Raw genomic sequence first — 19317 nt, 5'->3', positions numbered from 1 at the left:
AATCGACCCACTACCCTAGGTGAACATGAAGATCGCTTTCGTCGGGAAGGGCGGCAGCGGCAAGACCACGCTGTCCTCGCTCTTCATCCGCCACCTCGCCGCCAACGAAGCCCACGTCATCGCCGTGGACGCCGATATCAACCAGCACCTGGGGGCCGCCCTCGGGCTGGGCGACGCGGAAGCCGCCGCGCTGCCCGCCATGGGCGCCCACCTCCCCCTCATCAAGGACTATCTGCGGGGCACCAACCCCCGTATCGCTTCCGCCGAGACGATGATCAAGACGACTCCGCCCGGCGAGGGCTCCCGGCTGCTCCGGGTCCGGGAGGACAACCCGATCTTCGATGCCTGTGCGCGTACGGTGCGGCTCGACGACGGTGACGTTCGGCTGATGGCGACGGGCCCCTTCACGGAGTCCGACCTCGGAGTCGCCTGCTACCACTCCAAGGTGGGGGCGGTGGAGCTCTGCCTCAACCACTTGGTCGACGGCCCGGACGAGTACGTCGTGGTCGACATGACGGCGGGCTCGGACTCGTTCGCCTCGGGCATGTTCACCCGCTTCGACATGACGTTCCTGGTCGCGGAGCCGACCCGCAAGGGGGTATCGGTGTACCGCCAGTACAAGGAGTACGCACGGGACTTCGGCGTCGCCCTGAAGGTCGTCGGGAACAAGGTGCAGAGCCAGGACGACCTGGAGTACCTGCGCGCGGAGGTCGGTGACGACCTGCTGATCGGGGTCGGTCACTCCGACTGGGTCCGGTCGATGGAGAAGGGGCGGCCGTCGCGGTTCGAGCTGCTGGAGGCCGACAACCGGATGGCCCTGCAGACACTGCAGGACGCCGCCGAAGACTCGTACGGACTCCGCGACTGGGAGCGCTACACGCGCCAGATGGTGCACTTCCACCTGAAGAACGCCGAGAGCTGGGGCAACGAGAAGACCGGCGCCGACCTGGCTGCCCAGGTCGACCCGGCCTTCGTGCTCGACGAACGGCACGCCCGGGCGGGCGTCGCAGCACCCGCCTGAAGCGGTACGGACGCGGGAGCCGCCGCGGAATGTCGGCTCCCGAACGCCGGGCCCGGACGCCGGGCCCGGACGCCGGGCCCGGACGCCGGCTCCCGAACGCCGGGCCCGAGCGTCGGCTCCCGAACGCCGGGACCGGGCCGCAGCGGCTGCCGAACGCCGCCCCGGACGTCGTTCGCCGACCACCCCGGGCGGCCGGCGAACGATGCGGGGGTGCGGGGGTGCGGCAGTGCGGCAGTGCGGGGGTGCGGGGGTGCGGCGAGGCTCACCCCCTCGGCCCCCGCCGACCACTCCGCAGTCTTCTCCGCCAACTACTCCGCGGGCTTCTCCGCGGGCTTCTCCGGGGACTTCTCCGCGGGCTTCTCCGCAGACTGCGCGGCGCCCGGCTGGTTGCCGAGGTAGGACGACCAGCCTGCCTTGGGCGCCTCGCCGACGCCGAGCGTCGTGAGCTTGGCCAGCGTCTTCGGGTCCTGCGCGTCCAGCCAGTCGACGAGCTGCCGGAAGGACACGCAGCGCACACCTTCCTTGGTGCACACGTTCGCCATGGTCTCCTCGATGGCGCGCATGTAGGTGCCACCGTTCCAGGACTCGAAGTGGTTGCCGATGATCAGGGGCGCCCGGTTGCCCTTGTACGAGCGGTCGAAGGCCTGGAGCAGCCCGTCCCGCATCTGGTTCCCCCAGAACTCGTGCTGGGAGGGGTCCCCCTGGGTGGTCGTGCCGGACTGGTTGACCATGAAGTTGTAGTCCATCGAGAGGGTCTCGAAGGCGCGGCCGGGCATCGGGACGAGCTGGAGCGGAATGTCCCAGACCCCGCCCTTCTTCCGGGGCCAGACCTGGTTGCCGACGCCGCTGGAGTCGTAGCGGAAGCCCATGGTCCGGGCGGCGGCGACCATGTTCTCCTTCCCTTCGAGGCAGGGAGTGCGGGCGCCGATCAGTTCCTTGTCGTAGTCGAAGGGGAGCGGGGCCTCGCCCTTCAGCTCCGGAGCGTTGGTCTTCCAGCCCTTGACGAATGCTTTCGCCTGGCTGATTTCGCTCTTCCACTCATCGACGGACCAGGTCCCGACGCCGCCGTCCGCGCCGCAGAAGTGGCCGTTGAAGTGGGTTCCGATCTCATTGCCGTCCTTCCAGGCGGCACGGACCTCGGTGAGGGTGTCGCGGATGCCCTCGGTGTCGTTGAAGCCGATGTCGGAGCGGCCCGGCGCGTGCTGGGGCGGGTTGTAGAGGTCCTTCTTCTCCTCCGGCAGCAGGTACACACCGCTCAGAAAGTACGTCATCTTGGCGTTGTACTTCTTGGCCACGCCACGGAAGTGCGAGAAGAGCTTCTGGCTGTCCTCTCCGGCACCGTCCCAGGAGAACACCACGAACTGGGGAGGCTTCTCGCCGGGAGCGAGGCGCTCGACGGCCGGCATGTTCGGCTGGACGCCGGTGAAGGCGGTGGACCCGTCCCCGATGAGCTTGACCGCGTTCTTCGGGGCATTGGCCGGCGGATTCTCCTTGGCGCCGTGGACCCCCTTCTCCCCGACGCCCTCCGCGCCCCCGGACGCCGATCCCGCGGCTCCGCTTCCGTTGCCGGATCCGGAGCCGGAACAGCCCGCGAGAACGGCGACCAGGGCCGTGGACATGACGCCCATGGCGATCCTCTTCGTGGCGGCCATCATCCGCCCACCCTCTTCCTTGCAGGTCATTTGCGTCGAAGTGCATCAAAGTGCGTCAAAGAGCACTGAAGTGCGTCGAAGTACTGACGCCGGCGCGGCCAAATTCGCACGCGATCCCGCACAGACAAGGGCGACATACCGAATGAAAAGCTTCTTATTCACCAATAGGAGTTATCAAATAGCCCGAACGCCTCCGACCTGAACCGGCCGGACCCAAGCTCCGTGCCATCAGATGACCCCGTTTCGGATGGCTGGAAATGTCGCGCGCCACGCGTCGTTCGGCGGCTCTCGAACGCGGAGCGGGATCATGGCCCCATACACGAGAACACAGGTCTAAACCAATTCCCGGAAGGCTCTTGTCACCCGGCCTCGCGCCTGATGAGCTATGCCCCGGGACACAACGGACACCCTGGGACTGGGAGAAGTCGTGAGCAACGAGAGCCTGGCCAACCTGCTTCGGGAAGAGCGGAAGTTCGCTCCGCCTGCCGAGCTGGCCGCCAACGCCAACGTCACCGCAGAGGCGTACGAGCAGGCCGAGGCGGACCGGCTGGGCTTCTGGGCCGAGCAGGCCCGCCGCCTGACGTGGGCCACCGAGCCGACCGAGACCCTCGACTGGAGCAACCCGCCCTTCGCCAAGTGGTTCGCGGACGGCAAGCTGAACGTCGCGTACAACTGCGTCGACCGCCACGTCGAGGCCGGCAACGGCGACCGGGTCGCCATCCACTTCGAGGGCGAGCCGGGCGACAGCCGGGCCATCACCTACGCGGAGCTGAAGGACGAGGTCTCCCGGGCCGCCAACGCGCTCACCGAGCTGGGCGTCGGCAAGGGCGACCGGGTCGCCGTCTATCTGCCGATGATCCCGGAGGCCGCCGTCGCGATGCTGGCCTGTGCCCGCATCGGCGCCGCGCACTCCGTGGTCTTCGGCGGCTTCTCGGCCGACGCCATCGCCGCCCGTATCAAGGACGCGGACGCCAAAGTCGTCATCACCGCCGACGGCGGCTACCGCCGCGGCAAGCCCTCCGCGCTGAAGCCCGCCGTCGACGACGCCGTATCGCGCTTCGACACCGTCGAGCACGTCCTCGTCGTCCGCCGTACCGGCCAGGACACCGCCTGGACCGAGGGCCGCGACATCTGGTGGCACGAGATCACCGCCCGGCAGTCGGCCGAGCACACCCCCGAGGCCTTCGACGCGGAGCAGCCGCTCTTCATCCTCTACACCTCGGGCACCACGGGTAAGCCGAAGGGCATCCTGCACACCTCCGGCGGCTACCTCACCCAGGCGTCGTACACGCACCACGCCGTCTTCGACCTCAAGCCCTCCAGCGACGTCTACTGGTGCACCGCCGACATCGGCTGGGTGACCGGCCACTCGTACATCGTCTACGGGCCGCTGGCCAACGGCGCGACCCAGGTCATGTACGAGGGCACCCCGGACACCCCGCACCAGGGCCGGTTCTGGGAGATCGTGCAGAAGTACGGCGTCACGATCCTCTACACCGCCCCGACGGCGATCCGTACGTTCATGAAGTGGGGCGACGACATCCCCGCCAAGTTCGACCTGTCCTCGCTGCGCGTCCTCGGTTCGGTCGGTGAGCCGATCAACCCCGAGGCGTGGATGTGGTACCGGAAGAACATCGGCGCCGACAAGTGCCCCATCGTGGACACCTGGTGGCAGACCGAGACCGGCGCGATGATGATCTCGCCGCTGCCCGGTGTGACGGAGACGAAGCCGGGAAGCGCCCAGCGCGCGCTGCCGGGCATCGCCGCGACCGTCGTGGACGACGAGGCCAATGAGGTGCCGAACGGCGGGGGCGGCTACCTCGTCCTCACCGAGCCGTGGCCCTCCATGCTCCGCACCATCTGGGGCGACGACCAGCGCTTCATCGACACCTACTGGTCGCGCTTCGAGGGCAAGTACTTCGCGGGCGACGGCGCGAAGAAGGACGAGGACGGCGACGTCTGGCTGCTCGGCCGGGTCGACGACGTCATGCTCGTCTCCGGGCACAACATCTCGACCACCGAGGTCGAATCCGCCCTCGTCTCCCACCCGTCGGTCGCCGAGGCCGCCGTGGTCGGCGCCGCCGACGAGACGACCGGCCAGGCCATCGTGGCGTTCGTGATCCTGCGCGGTACGGCGACCGCCTCCGACGAGCTGGTCGCCGACCTGCGCAACCATGTCGGAGCGACGCTCGGCCCGATCGCCAAGCCGAAGCGGGTGCTGCCGGTCGCCGAGCTGCCGAAGACCCGGTCCGGCAAGATCATGCGCCGGCTGCTGCGCGATGTCGCCGAGAACCGCGAGCTGGGCGACGTCACGACGCTGACCGACTCCTCGGTGATGGACCTGATCACCACCCAGCTCCCGTCCTCCTCGTCCGACGAGGACTGACGGCACCAGCCCCTTTCCGGCGTACGACACCGATGGGCATCCGGCCACGCGCCGGGTGCCCATCGGGCATGTAAACCGACGATCACCTCGTACGATCACTCCCCGCGCTCCCAGGTAGGCTGGGCGCTTCACCGACACATTCGGACAACTTCAGAGAACATCTCCACAGGGGCGCCGGGAAGTCTGGTCGGCACGTCGATCGATCATGCCCGCACGCCGTCCCGATCTGGAGGTCTCTTCCGTGGCACCGCCCACCCAGAACACCCCACCGCCCACCCCCACACCACCCCAGCGCCCCCTGCTCGGCAGGCTCTCGCTCCCCGAGCGGAACTACGTGGCGGAGGCCCTCCGTACCGAGACGGTCGGCGGGGTGCTGCTGCTGGTGGCGGCGGTCGCCGCACTCGTCTGGGCCAACACCTTCGGCGGCTCCTACAAGGAGGTCAGCGGCTTCCACTTCGGTCCCGGAGCCCTGGGCCTGGACCTCTCCGTGGCGCACTGGGCGGCGGACGGGCTGCTGGCCGTCTTCTTCTTCGTCGCCGGTGTCGAGCTGAAGCGCGAACTGGTCGCGGGCGAGCTCCGCGATCCGAAGGCCGCGGCCCTCCCCGTGGTGGCGGCCCTGTGCGGCATGGCGGTGCCCGCTCTCGTCTACTTCCTCACCGTGGTCGTCGGCGGCGGCTCGACCGACGGCTGGGCGGTCCCCACAGCGACCGACATCGCCTTCGCGCTCGCCGTACTGGCGGTGATCGGTACTTCGCTCCCGTCCGCGCTGCGTGCCTTCCTGCTCACCCTGGCCGTCGTCGACGACCTCTTCGCGATCCTGATCATCGCGGTCTTCTTCACCTCGGACCTGAACTTCCTGGCCCTCGGCGGAGCCGTCCTCGGCCTGGTCGTCTTCCACCTCCTCCTGCGTTTCGACGTCCGGGGCTGGTACATCTACGTTCCGCTCGCCCTGGTCATCTGGGGCCTGATGTACAACAGCGGCATCCACGCGACCATCGCCGGTGTCGCCATGGGCCTGATGCTGCGCTGCACCCGACGCGAGGGCGAGAAGCACTCCCCCGGCGAGCACATCGAGCATCTCGTCCGCCCGCTGTCGGCCGGGATCGCCGTCCCGCTCTTCGCCCTGTTCTCGGCCGGCGTCGCGCTGAACGGGGAGTCGCTGGCAGGCGTTTTCACCCGGCCGGAGACTCTCGGCGTCGTCCTCGGTCTCGTCGTCGGCAAGACCGTCGGCATCTTCGGCGGCACCTATCTCGCCGCCCGCTTCACCAAGGCGGAGCTGAACAAGGATCTGGCCTGGGCCGATGTCCTGGCACTCGCCTCCCTCGCCGGCATCGGGTTCACCGTCTCGCTGCTCATCGGCGAGCTGGCCTTCGAGGGCGACACGGAGATGATCAACGAGATCAAGGCCGCCGTCCTGATCGGTTCGCTGACCGCGGCCCTGTTCGCCGCCGTGCTGCTCAAGCTCCGGGTGCGCAAGTACAAGGAGTTGTACGAGGCCGAGGAGCTGGACGAGGACGAATCCGGGGTACCGGACGTCTACGAGCAGGATGATCCGGAATATCACCTGCGGATGGCCGCCATCCTGGAGCGGAAGGCGGCCGAACACCGCCGTATCGCCGAAGAGCGGGCGGGGGCAGCGAGCGACAAGCCGAACAGTCCGGCATGATCTGACATCGGATGTGTCGAAGACGGAGAGGGAGTCAGGGATGAGCGACCCCGGCAACTACGCGGGCAGCACGGACCGCAGCATCGGACAGCTGGTCGCCTCGGCGACGGCCGAGATGTCCGCGCTGGTGCACGACGAGATCGCCCTGGCCAAGGCGGAGGTGCGCCAGGACGTCAGGCGCGGGGCGATCGGCAGTATCGCGTTCGTCGCCGCGGGCGTGTTCGCGCTCTTCTCCATCCCGGTGCTGAGCTTCGCCGCGGCATACGGCATCCACAACCTGGGCCTCGGGCTCGCCTGGTCGTTCCTGATCGTCGGCGTGGCGTTCATCGCCCTGGGCGGGCTGCTGGCGTTCCTCGGCATCCGGAAGTTCAAGAAGGTCAAGCCGCCGGAGAAGTCCATCGCCTCCGCCAAGCAGACCGCCGCCGTCCTGCAGAAGGCCAAGCCGCACCCGCGTCCGTCGATCGAGGCCGCCGCGATCATCGAACGCTCCGCCGTCTCCGGCAGCTCGCTGGCGAAGAAGGGCGTCGAGGGCGGCTCGGGCCAGGAGAAGGCCGGGTCTGTGGCACGCTCGTCCACATGACCGTTTCCGATTCCAGTGCATTCGGTCCGACGGGTCCCGCGGACCCGGAGGGCCCGGCGGCCCCGTCCGCCCCGGCCGCGGCCTCCTCCGGCCGGGCCGTGGCCGGGGCGCCGGTGCGGATCGGCGGCCCCTGGACCCACCGCGACGTGGCGGCCAACGGTGCGCGCTTCCACATCGCCGAGCTGGGCGAGGGGCCGCTCGTGCTCCTGCTGCACGGCTTCCCGCAGTTCTGGTGGACCTGGCGCCACCAGATGACCGCGCTCGCCGACGCGGGCTTCCGGGCGGTCGCGATGGACCTGCGCGGGGTGGGCGGCAGCGACCGTACGCCGCGCGGTTACGACCCCGCCAACCTGGCCCTGGACGTCACCGGCGTGATCCGCTCCCTCGGTGAGCCCGACGCGGCCCTGGTCGGCCACGACCTCGGCGGCTACCTCGCCTGGACGGCCGCCGTGATGCGGCCCAAGCTGGTCCGCCGGCTCGTCGTCTCCTCGATGCCGCACCCGCGCCGCTGGCGCTCCTCGATGCTGTCCGACTTCGCCCAGTCGCGGGCCGGTTCGTACGTCTGGGGCTTCCAGCGCCCGTGGCTGCCGGAGCGTCAACTCCTCGCGGACGACGCCGCCCTGGTGGGCAAGCTCATCCAGGATTGGGCGGGCCCCCGCACCCCGGAGTTCCCCGACGAGGAGACCCTGGACGTCTACCGGCGGGCCATGAGCATCCCCTCGACCGCGCACTGCTCGATCGAGCCGTACCGCTGGATGGTGCGGTCGATGGCGCGCCCCGACGGGATCCAGTTCAACCGGCGGATGAAGCGCCCGGTCCGGGTCCCCACGCTGCACCTGCACGGATCGCTCGACCCGGCGGTCCGCACCCGCAGTTCGGCCGGGTCCGGCCAGTACGTCGAGGCGCCCTACCGGTGGCGACTTTTCGACGGTGTCGGGCACTTCCCGCACGAGGAGGACCCGATCGGCTTCTCCACCGAACTCATCAACTGGCTCAAGGATCCCGAGCCGGACCGGTAGCCGACCGACCCGCCCGGGCACAGGCGTCGGACGAACAGCCAATTGCCTGCCGCATAGGCCAATTGGCTGACGCGCGCACGATTACCGACCTTGGGTCACGGGCAGACGTCGGGGTATGGGCTGGACGCACGACTTCACTGACGAAGCACGCAACCGCCGCTCCGCCGCCTCGACCGGTGTGAGCACTCATGAGGGGAGCGGCCCTCGGGGCCGGGTGCACCACGTGCATGACCTTCGCCGTTCCCGTCTCGGGATTTCCCGCATCCTCCGCCGTCGGGCCCGCTGGGTCTCGGCACGGCTCCGACACCCCCGTAACTGACCCTCGCCAAAGGCCCCCGGGGGCTCGTGGAGCTCCCCGGGGCACGGAAGGACGCGCGGGCCGCCCGGCTGCGGCGTCCGGCGGCACCAACCTCCCCGAACAGCACGCCTAGGTCCTGTCGTCAAACTGCCGTCGTCGCCCGGAGGGCGGCCGCGCGGCGTCCGGTGCGTGCGATCGCAAGGCGCCTGAATGGTCTTGTAGCGGAGCTACCAGGGCATTCAGGCAACGCCGCGAGCGTGCGTGCCGGGCGTCGCGCGGCAGACGGCAGTTTGACGACAGGACCTAGAGGGCGCAGCCCTGACTGTCGACCTGCTGGTCGGCGGTGCGGCCGATCTCGATGTCCTCGCGGATCTCGTCCGCCGTCAGCGCGTAGCCGGTGTCCGGGTCGTCGAGCGACTTGGCGAACACCACTCCGTACACCTTTCCGTCCGGAGTGAGCAGCGGGCCGCCCGAGTTGCCCTGGCGCACCGTCGCGAAGAGCGAGTACACATCGCGGCGCACCGTGCCCCGGTGGTAGATGTCCGGGCCGTCGGCGTTGATCCGGGCGCGGACACGGGCCGAGCGGACGTCGTACGCGCCGTTCTCGGGGAAGCCCGCGACGATCGCGCTGTTGCCGGTCTCCGCGTCGTCGTCCGGGCCGGTGAACTGCAGGGGCCTGGCCCGGAGGTCGGGGACGTCCAGGACGGCGATGTCGCGCTGCCAGTCGTAGAGGACGACCTTCGCGTCGTACAGCCGGCCCTCGCCGCCGATCTGGACGGTGGGCTCGTCCACGCCGCCGACCACGTGGGCGTTGGTCATGACCCGGCGCTCGGCGAAGACGAAGCCGGTCCCTTCGAGGACCTTGCCGCAGCTCGGGGCCGTACCCACGACCTTGACGATCGACTTCTTGGCGCGGGCGGCCACCGGGCTGCCCACCAGGGCCGGGTCCGGGGCCTTGACCTCGGTGATCGGCTCGTTGGCGAACGGGCTGAAGACCTGCGGGAAGCCGTTCTGCGCGAGGACGGAGGAGAAGTCCTGGAACCAGGTGGGCGCCTGGTCCGGCATCACCCGGTCGACCCCGAGCAGCACCGAGGAGTTGCGGACCTCCTTGCCGAGGGTCGGCAGCGAGGTGCCCGCGAGCAGCAGGCCGATCATCCAGGCCACCAGCAGCATGGCCACCACGTTGACCAGGGCGCCGCCGGTGGCGTCCAGGGCGCGTGCGGGCGACCAGGTGATGTACCGGCGGAGTTTGTTGCCCAGGTGGGTGGTGAACGCCTGGCCGATCGAAGCACAGATGATCACGACGACGACCGCGCCGATGGCGACCGCCGTGGAGACCTCGGCGTCCTCGGTCACCCGGTCCCAGATGACCGGCAGCAGATAGACGGCGACGAGGCCGCCCCCGAGGAAGCCGATCACCGACAGGATGCCGACGACGAAACCCTGGCGATAGCCGATGACCGCGAACCATACGGCAGCCAGCAGCAGCAGGATGTCCAGCACGTTCACCGTCTGTAGCCTCGCAGTTTCGTCACCTGGCCCGTCGGTGGTGACGGGGTCCGGGCCGGGCCCGGAGCAGCGCAGCAGAACAGCCAGCGTGTCATGCGCGCCAGTCGAGCGGCACCTGTCTGGTCCTGTCCCAGGGGCGTTCCCATCCCGCGTAGTGCACAATCCGGTCGATCACTCCGGCCGTGAAACCCCAGACCAGGGCCGATTCGACCAGGAATGCCGGGCCGCTGTGCCCGCTCGGGTGGACGGCCGTCGCCCGGTTCTCGGGATCCGTGAGATCCGCCACGGGGACCGTGAAGACCCGGGCCGTCTCGGCCGGATCGACGGCCCCGACCGGGCTGGGCGCCCGCCACCAGCCGAGCACGGGCGTCACGACGAAGCCGCTGACCGGGATGTAGAGCCGGGGCAGCACGCCGAAGAGCTGCACGCCCCGCGGGTCGAGCCCGGTCTCCTCCTCGGCCTCGCGCAGCGCCGCCCGCAGCGGCCCGGTGGTGGTCTGGTCGCCGTCCTCGGGATCCAGCGCACCCCCGGGGAAGGACGGCTGCCCGGCGTGGGAGCGCAGGGTCCCGGCCCGCTCCATGAGCAGCAGCTCGGGTCCGCGTTCCCCCTCGCCGAACAGGACCAGGACGGCGGACTGCCGGCCCGCCCCGCTCTCGGGCGGCAGGAAGCGGCTGAGCTGCTGCGGCCGGACACTGCGCGCGGCGCTCGCGACGGGGTCGAGCCAGGCGGGCAGGCCGTCGGTGGTGACGTCGACGGCCATGCCGCGAACACGGCTGACGGGGCCGTGGCCCGACGGGCTCTCGGCGGGGCCGTTCCCGGTCTGCGCCGTGCTGTGTGTGTGCGTGTGCGTCATAGGCACCCCCGTCGATTCACAACGCGTGTCGTCGGCCATTTCGTTCCGATCCGCTCCGCCCCGGGGAGGGAATCCGCCCTGAGGGTGAACCTGAGCAATCAGTCGGCCCTAGGGCTGTCCGGCCCCCAGCGCGGGCGCGGGCTTGCCCGGGTAGTCGGCGGGCGGGCTGAGCCGCTGGCCCGGGTAGCCGCCCATCTCGTACTTCAGGAGCTTCCTGGCCTTCTCCGGATCGGTCTCGCCCTCCCCGTACGACGGGCAGAGCGGGGCGATGGGGCAGGCCCCGCAGGCGGGTTTGCGGGCGTGGCAGATCCGGCGGCCGTGGAACACGACGCGGTGCGAGAGCATCGTCCACTCGCTCTTGGGGAAGATCCCGGCGACGACCGCCTCGACCTTCACCGGGTCCTCCTCGTCCGTCCACTTCCAGCGCCGCACCAGGCGGCCGAAGTGCGTGTCGACCGTGATTCCCGGGACTCCGAAAGCGTTGCCGAGGACGACATTGGCGGTCTTGCGGCCGACGCCGGGCAGCTTGACGAGGTCCTCCAGACGTCCCGGGACCTCGCCGCCGAACTCGTCCCGGAGGGCCGCCGAGAGGCCCAGCAGCGACTTCGTCTTCGCCCGGAAGAACCCGGTCGGCCGGATGATCTCCTCCATCTCCTCCGGCACCGCCGCCGCCATGTCCTCGGGCGTGGGGTACGCGGCGAAGAGCGCGGGCGTCGTCTGGTTGACCCTCAGGTCGGTGGTCTGGGCGGAGAGGACCGTGGCCACGAGGAGCTCGAAGGGGTTGCGGAAGTCCAGCTCGGGATGGGCGTACGGATAGACCTCGGCGAGCTCGCGGTTGATCCGGCGCGCCCGGCGGACCATCGCGAGATGGGACTCGGGCTTGGGCGCCTTGCGCGGGGCCGCCGCTCCGGCCGTGGTGGCCGCCTTGGCCCTGGTCGCCGCCTTCACGTTCTTTCCCGTTGTGCCGGACTCCCCGGTTCTGGCCGTCCTGCCGGATTTCCCGGGCGTTGACGATGACACTGCGGACCTCCTGGCCGACTTCCCGAACGTCTTCCCCGGCCCTCCGGGGGACCCGTGCGCGTCTCCGGGAGAGCCGTGCGCGTCTCCGGGGGACCCGTGTGCGCCTCCAGGAGAGCCGTGCGCGTGTCCAAGGGACCCGTGTGCGCTTCCGGAGGGGCCATTCACGGCATTCTTCGGGCACGACCGGGGCTGTTCGCCCACAGCGGAATCGTCGCCCTTCGCCACCCCGTCAGCCCCCTTGGCCTGCGCTCTCCCCGGCGATCCGGGCACCCGTCCAGCCTAGGGCCAGGCGCCGACAACCACCCTTGCCACGGCGTATCCGCCCCCGATCGGCCCCCTGCCGTAGGGTCCGGCACGCCCGTGCGTCAAACTGGTTTGTGATTGATCGCACTGTTTTACCGTCCGGCATGATGGGGACCACGGTTCCCTGAACAGGCCGACAAGGAGAGAACTCGTGGACGACGTTCTGCGGCGCGCCCCGCTTTTCGCGGCGCTCGATGACGAGCAGGCCGCGGAGCTCCGCGCCTCGATGAGTGAGGTGACCCTCGCGCGCGGAGACGCGCTGTTCCACGAGGGCGACCAGGGTGACCGCCTGTACGTGGTCACCGAGGGCAAGGTGAAGCTCCACCGCACCTCGCCCGACGGGCGCGAGAACATGCTGGCCGTGCTCGGCCCCGGCGAGCTGATCGGGGAGCTGTCGCTCTTCGACCCGGGCCCGCGTACGGCGACCGCCTCCGCACTGACCGAGGTCAAGCTCCTCGGCCTCGGCCACGGCGACCTGCAGCCCTGGCTGAACGCCCGGCCCGAGGTGGCCACCGCGCTGCTGCGCGCGGTCGCCCGACGGCTGCGCAAGACCAACGACCAGATGTCCGACCTGGTCTTCTCCGACGTGCCGGGCCGTGTCGCCCGCGCCCTCCTGGACCTGTCGCGCCGCTTCGGCGTCCAGTCCGAGGAAGGCATCCACGTCGTGCACGACCTCACCCAGGAGGAGCTGGCCCAGCTGGTCGGCGCCTCCCGCGAGACGGTCAACAAGGCCCTCGCGGACTTCGCGGGCCGCGGCTGGCTGCGCCTGGAGGCCCGCGCGGTCATCCTGCTGGACGTCGAGCGGCTGGCGAAGCGCTCGCGCTGAGACGGGCCCACGGGGCGCCCCACCGGCGCCCTTACGGCCGCTCGTCCGGCCCCCCGGCACTGATCCCGGGCCCCGGCGCTGATCCAGGACCGAGCACGGGCTGATCCAGGGCTGAGCACGGCGCCGGCCCCGGGCTCAGCCCTGGATCAGCCCGTGCTCGGTCAGGTATTCCAACTGCGCCCGCACGGACAGCTCGGCGGCCGGCCACAGGGAGCGGTCCACGTCGGCGTAGACCGCCGCCACCACGTCCGACGGCGTACGGTGCCCGGCCTCCACCGCCGTCTCCACCTGGGCGAGCCGATGGGCGCGGTGGGCCAGGTAGAACTCCACCGCCCCCTGCGCGTCCTCCAGCACCGGCCCGTGGCCCGGCAGCACCGTGTGGACGCCGTCGTCGACCGTCAGCGACCGCAGCCGCCGCAGCGTGTCCAGGTAGTCGCCGAGCCGCCCGTCCGGGTGCGCGACCACCGTCGTACCGCGGCCGAGGACCGTGTCGCCCGTCAGCACCGCCCGGTCGGCGGGCAGATGGAACGAGAGCGAGTCCGCGGTGTGCCCCGGCGTCGGCACCACGCGCAGCTCCAGGCCGCCGGTGGTGATCACGTCACCCGCGCCGAGCCCCTCGTCGCCCAGCCGCAGCGCCGCGTCCAGGGCCCGTACCTTCGTCCCCGTCAGCTCCGCGAACCGGCCCGCGCCCTCCGCGTGGTCGGGATGACCATGGGTGAGCAGCGTCAGGCCCACGCGCCGCCCGGACCGCTCCACCGCGTCGATCACAGCCCGCAGGTGTACGTCGTCGAGCGGCCCGGGATCGATGACGACCGCGAGACCGGAGTCCGGCTCGGCCACGATCCAGGTGTTCGTCCCGTCGAGCGTCATCGCGGACGGGTTGGGCGCGAGGACATTGACCGTACGGGCGGTCGCCGGCCCGGAGACGACGGCTCCGCGCGGCTGTCCGGGCAGGGCTGCTGCGTCGGTCATGCCCGCCCCCCTTCCCCGCCCACCGTGGGCACGTGTTTGGTGAACTCGTCGTGTCCCGGCCAGGTCAGCACCAGCTCGTCGCCCTCCAGCCGGGCCTGCGCGAGGACCGGGGTCATGTCCTGGGCGTCGGCGGCCTCCAGGGCCTCAGCGGCCGTCCCGTACGGCGCGAGGGCCCGCAGTGTGGTCACGGTGGGCGGCATCATCAGCAGCTCGCCCGCGTCGTAGCGGCGGGCGGCCTCCGCCGGGGCGATCCACACCGTGCGGTCGGCCTCGGTGGAGACGTCCCGGGTGCGCTGCCCCTCGGGGAGCGCGGCGACGAAGAACCAGGTGTCGTAGCGGCGCGGTTCGAACTCCGGGGTGATCCAGCGCGCCCAGGCGCCCAGCAGGTCCGAGCGCAGCACCAGGCCGCGCCGGTCCAGGAACTCCGCGAACGACAGGTCCCGGGCGGCCAGCGCCTCCCGGTCGGCCTCCCACGCGTCCCCCGTCGTGTCGCCGACCACGGTCGTGGCGGTCGGCCCGGCGAGCAGGACGCCCGCCTCCTCGAACGTCTCGCGCACCGCCGCGCAGACGACGGCCTGCGCCTCGGTGACCGTCGCCACGCCGAGCCGGGCGGCCCAGTACTCCAACGGGGGCCCGGCCCACCCGATCAGCCGGTCGTCGTCGCGCGGATCGACTCCGCCACCCGGATAGGCGTACGCGCCTCCGGCGAACGCCATCGACGTACGGCGGCGCAACATGTGCACGACGGGCCCGGGCACCGGCGCCTGCGGCCCGCGGTCGCGGAGCAGCATCACCGTGGCGGCCCTCCGGGGCGTCACGGCCGTCAGCTCACCGGCGGCGAGGGCCCGGATCCGGTCGGGCCATTCCGGGGGGTACCACTGACCTTGGGACATGGCCGGAGGCTATCCGGAACCGCGCCGATGTTCGAGAGGCTCCCTGATCATCACGGCGACCCGACACACCCGTACACACCCGTACAGGCCCGCCCTGCCCCGTACACACGCGATCAGCCCGCTCCGGGCACCCGTACACACGCGATCCCGCCCGGTCGCGGGGACCGGGCGGGATCGGAGACGTACGAGGAACGGACGCACGAGGAACGGACGTACGAGAAGTACGGGAACGGACGGGCAGGGGGTCTCAGGCCTCGACGAGCTCCACCTGGACCTCGACCTCGACCGGTGCGTCCAGCGGCAGCACGGCGACGCCCACGGCGCTGCGGGCGTGCACGCCCTTGTCGCCGAGGACCGCGCCCAGCAGCTCGCTGGCGCCGTTGAGCACGGCGGGCTGGCCGGTGAAGTCGGAGGCCGAGGCGATGAAGCCCACGACCTTCACGACGCGCTTGATCCGGTCCAGGTCACCGGCGACCGACTTCACCGCGGCGAGCGCGTTGAGCGCGCAGGTCTTCGCGAGCTCCTTCGCCTCGTCGGGCGTGACCTCGGCGCCGACCTTGCCGGTGACGGCGAGCTTGCCGTCCACCATCGGCAGCTGGCCGGAGGTGTACACGTACACCCCGGACTGCACGGCCGGCTGGTACGAGGCCAGCGGCGGCACGACGGCGGGCAGGGTCAGGCCCAGCTCGGCGAGGCGCGACTCGACGGCGCCCGCCACTACGCCTTCTCCCGCTTCAGGTAGGCCACGAGCTGCTCGGGGTTGTTCGGGCCGGGAACGACCTGGACCAGCTCCCAGCCGTCCTCGCCCCAGGTGTCCAGAATCTGCTTGGTCGCGTGCACGAGAAGGGGCACGGTCGCGTATTCCCACTTGGTCATGGGCCCGACTGTAACGCCTGGCACGTACGGTCCCGTGCGTAGGCCGGGGCAGGACTGGTTAGGCTCGAATACGTGAGCAGGTTCCAGGTCGTCAGCGGCAAGGGCGGTACCGGTAAGACCACGGTGGCCGCCGCCCTCGCGCTCGCCCTCGCGGCCGAGGGCAGGCGCACCCTCCTCGTCGAGGTCGAGGGCAGGCAGGGCATCGCCCAGCTCTTCGGTTCCGACGCGCTGCCCTACGAGGAGCGCAAGATCGCCGTCGCACCGGGCGGCGGCGAGGTGTACGCGCTGGCGATCGACGCCGAACGCGCCCTCCTCGACTACCTCCAGATGTTCTACAAGCTCGGCAGCGCGGGCCGCGCCCTGAAGAAGCTCGGCGCGATCGACTTCGCCACCACCATCGCGCCCGGCGTCCGGGACGTCCTGCTGACCGGCAAGGCCTGCGAAGCCGTACGCCGCAAGGACAAGCAGGGCCGGTTCGTCTACGACCACGTGATCATGGACGCCCCGCCCACCGGCCGGATCACCCGCTTCCTGAACGTCAACGACGAGGTGGCCGGGCTGGCGAAGATCGGCCCGATACACAACCAGGCCCAGGCCGTGATGCGGGTCCTCAAATCCCCGCAGACCGCGGTCCACCTGGTGACCCTCCTGGAGGAGATGCCGGTCCAGGAGACCGCGGACGGCATCGCCGAGCTGCGCGCCGCCCAACTGCCCGTGGGCAGCGTCTTCGTGAACATGGTCCGCCCGCACCTGCTGGACGAGGACGCCCTGCGCACCGCGGCGGGCGGCCGCCGCAAGGAGATCGCCAAGACGCTGACCCGGGCCGGGGTGACCGGTTCCGCCGCCCTCGTACGCCCGCTGGTCGCGCAGGCGGCCGAGCACGCGGAGCGGGTCGGCCTGGAGCGGGAGCAGCGCGCGGTGCTGGCCGGTCTCGGCCTGCCGACGGCGGAGCTGCCGCTGATGGGCGACGGGGTGGACCTCGCCGCGCTGCACGACCTGGCCACGGAGCTCCGTAAGCAGGGCGCGGGGGAAGAGGGGGACGCATGAGCGCGGACACGGCGGCCGGAGGCGGGCCGGAGGCGGTGACCGGAGCGGGCCTGGACACCGACGATGTGACCGGAGCGGGCCTGGACACCGACGCGCTGCTGGACGACCCGGGCATCCGGATCATCGTCTGCTGCGGCTCCGGCGGCGTCGGCAAGACCACCACCGCGGCGGCCCTCGGCGTTCGGGCGGCCGAGCGTGGCCGGAAGGTCGTCGTCCTCACCATCGACCCGGCCCGCCGGCTCGCCCAGTCCATCGGCATCGACCGGCTGGACAACGTGCCCCGCCGGATCGACGGCATCAAGGGCGAGGGCGAACTGCACGCCATGATGCTCGACATGAAGCGGACCTTCGACGAGACCGTCGAGGCGCACGCGGACGCCGAACGGGCGAAGGCCATCCTGGAGAACCCCTTCTACCAGTCCCTGTCGGCCGGGTTCGCCGGTACGCAGGAGTACATGGCGATGGAGAAGCTCGGGCAGCTGCGGGCGCGCGACGCGTGGGACCTGATCATCGTCGACACCCCTCCCTCGCGCTCCGCGCTGGACTTCCTGGACGCGCCGAAGCGGCTCGGGTCGTTCCTCGACGGGAAGTTCATCCGGCTGCTGATGGCCCCCGCGAAGGTGGGCGGCCGGGCCGGGATGAAGTTCCTCAATGTCGGCATGTCGATGATGAGCGGCACGCTGGGCAAGCTGCTCGGGGGCCAGTTCCTGCGGGACGTCCAGACGTTCGTCGCCGCGATGGACACCATGTTCGGCGGTTTCCGCAGCCGCGCGGACGCCACGTACAAGCTGCTCCAGGCGCCCGGCACGGCCTTCCTCGTCGTCGCGACGCCGGAGCAGGACGCGCTGCGCGAGGCGGCCTACTTCGTGGAACGGCTGGCCGCCGAGGACATGCCCCTGGCCGGCCTGGTCCTCAATCGCGTGCACGGCAGCGAGGCTTCGCGGCTCTCCGCGGAGCAGGCGCTGGCCGCCGCAGAAAATCTTGACGACGCCCGCATTGTGGATCAGAGGGCCGGGAAAGCTGGCCTTGGTGACCGGGTAGCCCCCGACCCCGCGGTCACCGCTTCCGGAACGACCGAGCCGCTCCTCTCCCCCGAGGCCGGGCAGGCGTCCGGCCCGCAGACTTCAGCCGAGCACCAGGACACGACGGAGAACGAGCCGCCCCACGAGAACATCGCGCATGCCGCGACCGCCCCGGAGGGCGACACCGTCGACGCCGCGGACGCAACCGAGACCTCCGACGCGATCGACGTCATCAGCATCGAGGAACTGACGGCGGGCCTCCTGCGCCTGCACGCCGAGCGCATGCAGGTCGTCGCCCGCGAGAGCCGCACGCGCGACCGCTTCACCGTGCTCCACCCGGAGGTGCCGGTGACGGCCGTGGAGGCGCTGCCCGGCGACGTACACGACCTGGACGGCCTCCGGGCCATCGGCGACCGGCTGGCGGGCGGTTGCACCCCGACCCCTGCCGGAGCGGCGTAGCGCCGGCACGGCGTGGAGAACCCGCGCGGCCTGGAGAACCCGCACGGCGTGGAGAGCCCGCGCGGCCCGGAGAAGCGACGTGGCCTGAGCTAGAAGCGACGTGGCTTGAGCCGGAGTCGGCGCGGCCCGAGCCGACGCGCCGCACGGCCTGAGCCGACGCGCCTATCCCACCGCGGCGTACGTCTCGTGCAGCTCCTCGTCCTCCAGCCCGATGACTCCGGGCAGGATGCCGGTGGACCGCTCGTACTCGCTGCGTGCGGTCTCCAGCAGTCGGCGCCAGGACGTGACGGTCGGCCGGCGGCGCAGCAGTGCGCGACGCTCCCGCTCCGTCATTCCGCCCCACACGCCGAATTCGACGCGATTGTCGAGCGCATCGGCCAGGCACTCGGTCCGCACCGGGCATCCGGTGCACACCGCCTTGGCTCTGTTCTGCGCTGCCCCTTGTACGAACAGTTCATCCGGATCGGTAGTGCGGCAGGCTGCCTGCGCACTCCAGTCGGTTACCCAGCCCATGCCGGCGCCGTCCTCTCCCGAATCGAGGCTCCCCCACGGCGGTAGCGGCATATTCACCGCTGCCAGTTGAGGACGTTACGGAAGGTGGGGACAGCACAACACCCCCTTCGGGCCCAATCTTGAATGGTCCGAACGGACTATGCGTATGCGGCAGATCACCCAGGGGAGTGAGCCGAGGACATACGCGACTATCGCCGCGAAAAAGGGATAGTGCACTCAAGTTGCAACGGACTTCTCGTGGCACACGGGGCGATTTCGGGAGCGCCTCGGTGCATACGGGAAGGGCGGTGCGGTGGCACATCGACCGGAGGAAGAATGACCAGAAGATGTGCATCGGGCGGCAGGGGGCTTGATACGGAACCGGACTGCTGTGACAGTTGTGAGCAGCTTAGGCCAACGCCT

18 protein-coding genes are annotated in these 19317 nt (G+C 70.7%); 9 read left to right on the top strand and 9 right to left on the bottom strand.

Annotated features, from left to right (window positions below; translation table 11 throughout):
• Positions 1-25 precede the first annotated feature (25 nt).
• Positions 26-1021 (top strand): ATP-binding protein, encoded by a 996-nt coding sequence (locus IE145_RS14250; RefSeq protein WP_189525416.1) that lies wholly within the window; start codon positions 26-28, stop codon positions 1019-1021.
• Positions 1022-1329: 308 nt separating this feature from the next.
• On the opposite strand, the gene IE145_RS14245 is transcribed toward IE145_RS14250, so the two are convergent.
• On the bottom strand, positions 1330-2676 hold the full coding sequence (locus IE145_RS14245) for a polysaccharide deacetylase family protein (protein ID WP_189525465.1): 1347 nt from the start codon (positions 2674-2676) through the stop codon (positions 1330-1332).
• A gap of 382 nt (positions 2677-3058) precedes the next feature.
• Between IE145_RS14245 and acs the strand changes: the two genes are divergently transcribed.
• The 5 genes from acs (at position 3059) to IE145_RS33385 (ending at position 8643) form a co-directional block, all read left to right on the top strand.
• The gene (acs, locus tag IE145_RS14240; RefSeq protein WP_189525415.1) at positions 3059-5059 is read left to right on the top strand and encodes an acetate--CoA ligase; all 2001 of its coding nucleotides are present in this window, start codon (positions 3059-3061) and stop codon (positions 5057-5059) included.
• 241 nt (positions 5060-5300) lie between these two features.
• Entirely contained in the window at positions 5301-6725 is a 1425-nt protein-coding gene (gene nhaA / locus IE145_RS14235; RefSeq protein WP_189525414.1) for a Na+/H+ antiporter NhaA, read from the top strand.
• 40 nt (positions 6726-6765) lie between these two features.
• Complete coding sequence (locus IE145_RS14230) at positions 6766-7305, top strand: phage holin family protein (protein ID WP_189525413.1); 540 nt, start codon at positions 6766-6768, stop codon at positions 7303-7305.
• Entirely contained in the window at positions 7302-8324 is a 1023-nt protein-coding gene (locus tag IE145_RS14225; RefSeq protein WP_189525412.1) for an alpha/beta fold hydrolase, read from the top strand. Before IE145_RS14230 ends, IE145_RS14225 begins: the two co-directional genes overlap by 4 nt.
• 115 nt (positions 8325-8439) lie before the next feature.
• Positions 8440-8643 (top strand): hypothetical protein, encoded by a 204-nt coding sequence (locus IE145_RS33385; RefSeq protein WP_075265043.1) that lies wholly within the window; start codon positions 8440-8442, stop codon positions 8641-8643.
• A gap of 282 nt (positions 8644-8925) precedes the next feature.
• Here IE145_RS33385 and IE145_RS14220 read toward each other — a convergent pair whose 3' ends face one another.
• The 3 genes from IE145_RS14220 to nth form a co-directional block, all read right to left on the bottom strand.
• Entirely contained in the window at positions 8926-10131 is a 1206-nt protein-coding gene (locus tag IE145_RS14220; protein WP_189525411.1) for a MarP family serine protease, read from the bottom strand.
• A gap of 91 nt (positions 10132-10222) precedes the next feature.
• Positions 10223-10984, bottom strand: a complete 762-nt coding sequence (locus IE145_RS14215) for an NUDIX hydrolase (protein WP_189525410.1) — start codon at positions 10982-10984, stop codon at positions 10223-10225.
• A 108-nt stretch (positions 10985-11092) separates the two neighbouring features.
• Entirely contained in the window at positions 11093-11845 is a 753-nt protein-coding gene (gene nth / locus IE145_RS14210) for an endonuclease III (protein ID WP_189525464.1), read from the bottom strand.
• Positions 11846-12458: 613 nt separating this feature from the next.
• Here nth and IE145_RS14205 point away from each other — a divergent pair.
• Positions 12459-13133 (top strand): Crp/Fnr family transcriptional regulator, encoded by a 675-nt coding sequence (locus tag IE145_RS14205; RefSeq protein WP_003967450.1) that lies wholly within the window; start codon positions 12459-12461, stop codon positions 13131-13133.
• 135 nt (positions 13134-13268) lie between these two features.
• Here IE145_RS14205 and IE145_RS14200 read toward each other — a convergent pair whose 3' ends face one another.
• The 4 genes from IE145_RS14200 to sp36 all read right to left on the bottom strand — a co-directional run bounded on the left by IE145_RS14200 (position 13269) and on the right by sp36 (position 15874).
• Positions 13269-14105: an MBL fold metallo-hydrolase gene (locus IE145_RS14200; protein ID WP_189525409.1), complete on the bottom strand. Its 837-nt coding sequence runs from the start codon at positions 14103-14105 to the stop codon at positions 13269-13271.
• Positions 14102-14998 (bottom strand): NUDIX hydrolase, encoded by an 897-nt coding sequence (locus IE145_RS14195; RefSeq protein WP_189525408.1) that lies wholly within the window; start codon positions 14996-14998, stop codon positions 14102-14104. Before IE145_RS14195 ends, IE145_RS14200 begins: the two co-directional genes overlap by 4 nt.
• 247 nt (positions 14999-15245) lie before the next feature.
• Complete coding sequence (locus tag IE145_RS14190) at positions 15246-15716, bottom strand: RidA family protein (RefSeq protein WP_189525407.1); 471 nt, start codon at positions 15714-15716, stop codon at positions 15246-15248.
• Positions 15716-15874: a Sp36 family protein gene (gene sp36, locus IE145_RS14185; RefSeq protein WP_003967454.1), complete on the bottom strand. Its 159-nt coding sequence runs from the start codon at positions 15872-15874 to the stop codon at positions 15716-15718. Before sp36 ends, IE145_RS14190 begins: the two co-directional genes overlap by 1 nt.
• Positions 15875-15946: 72 nt before the next feature.
• Here sp36 and bagA point away from each other — a divergent pair, with 72 nt between their 5' ends.
• Entirely contained in the window at positions 15947-16921 is a 975-nt protein-coding gene (gene bagA / locus IE145_RS14180) for an ATPase BagA (protein WP_189525406.1), read from the top strand.
• Complete coding sequence (gene bagB / locus IE145_RS14175; RefSeq protein WP_229825547.1) at positions 16918-18402, top strand: ATPase BagB; 1485 nt, start codon at positions 16918-16920, stop codon at positions 18400-18402. The genes bagA and bagB overlap by 4 nt, the downstream gene beginning before the upstream one ends.
• 162 nt (positions 18403-18564) lie before the next feature.
• Here the strand turns inward: bagB and IE145_RS14170 are convergent, their stop codons facing one another.
• On the bottom strand, positions 18565-18915 hold the full coding sequence (locus IE145_RS14170) for a WhiB family transcriptional regulator (protein ID WP_006126397.1): 351 nt from the start codon (positions 18913-18915) through the stop codon (positions 18565-18567).
• Positions 18916-19317: the final 402 nt, after the last annotated feature.

Source organism: Streptomyces sindenensis (assembly GCF_014649035.1).
GTDB lineage: Bacteria > Actinomycetota > Actinomycetes > Streptomycetales > Streptomycetaceae > Streptomyces > Streptomyces sindenensis.
This window is presented reverse-complemented; position numbering and strand designations above follow the sequence as displayed.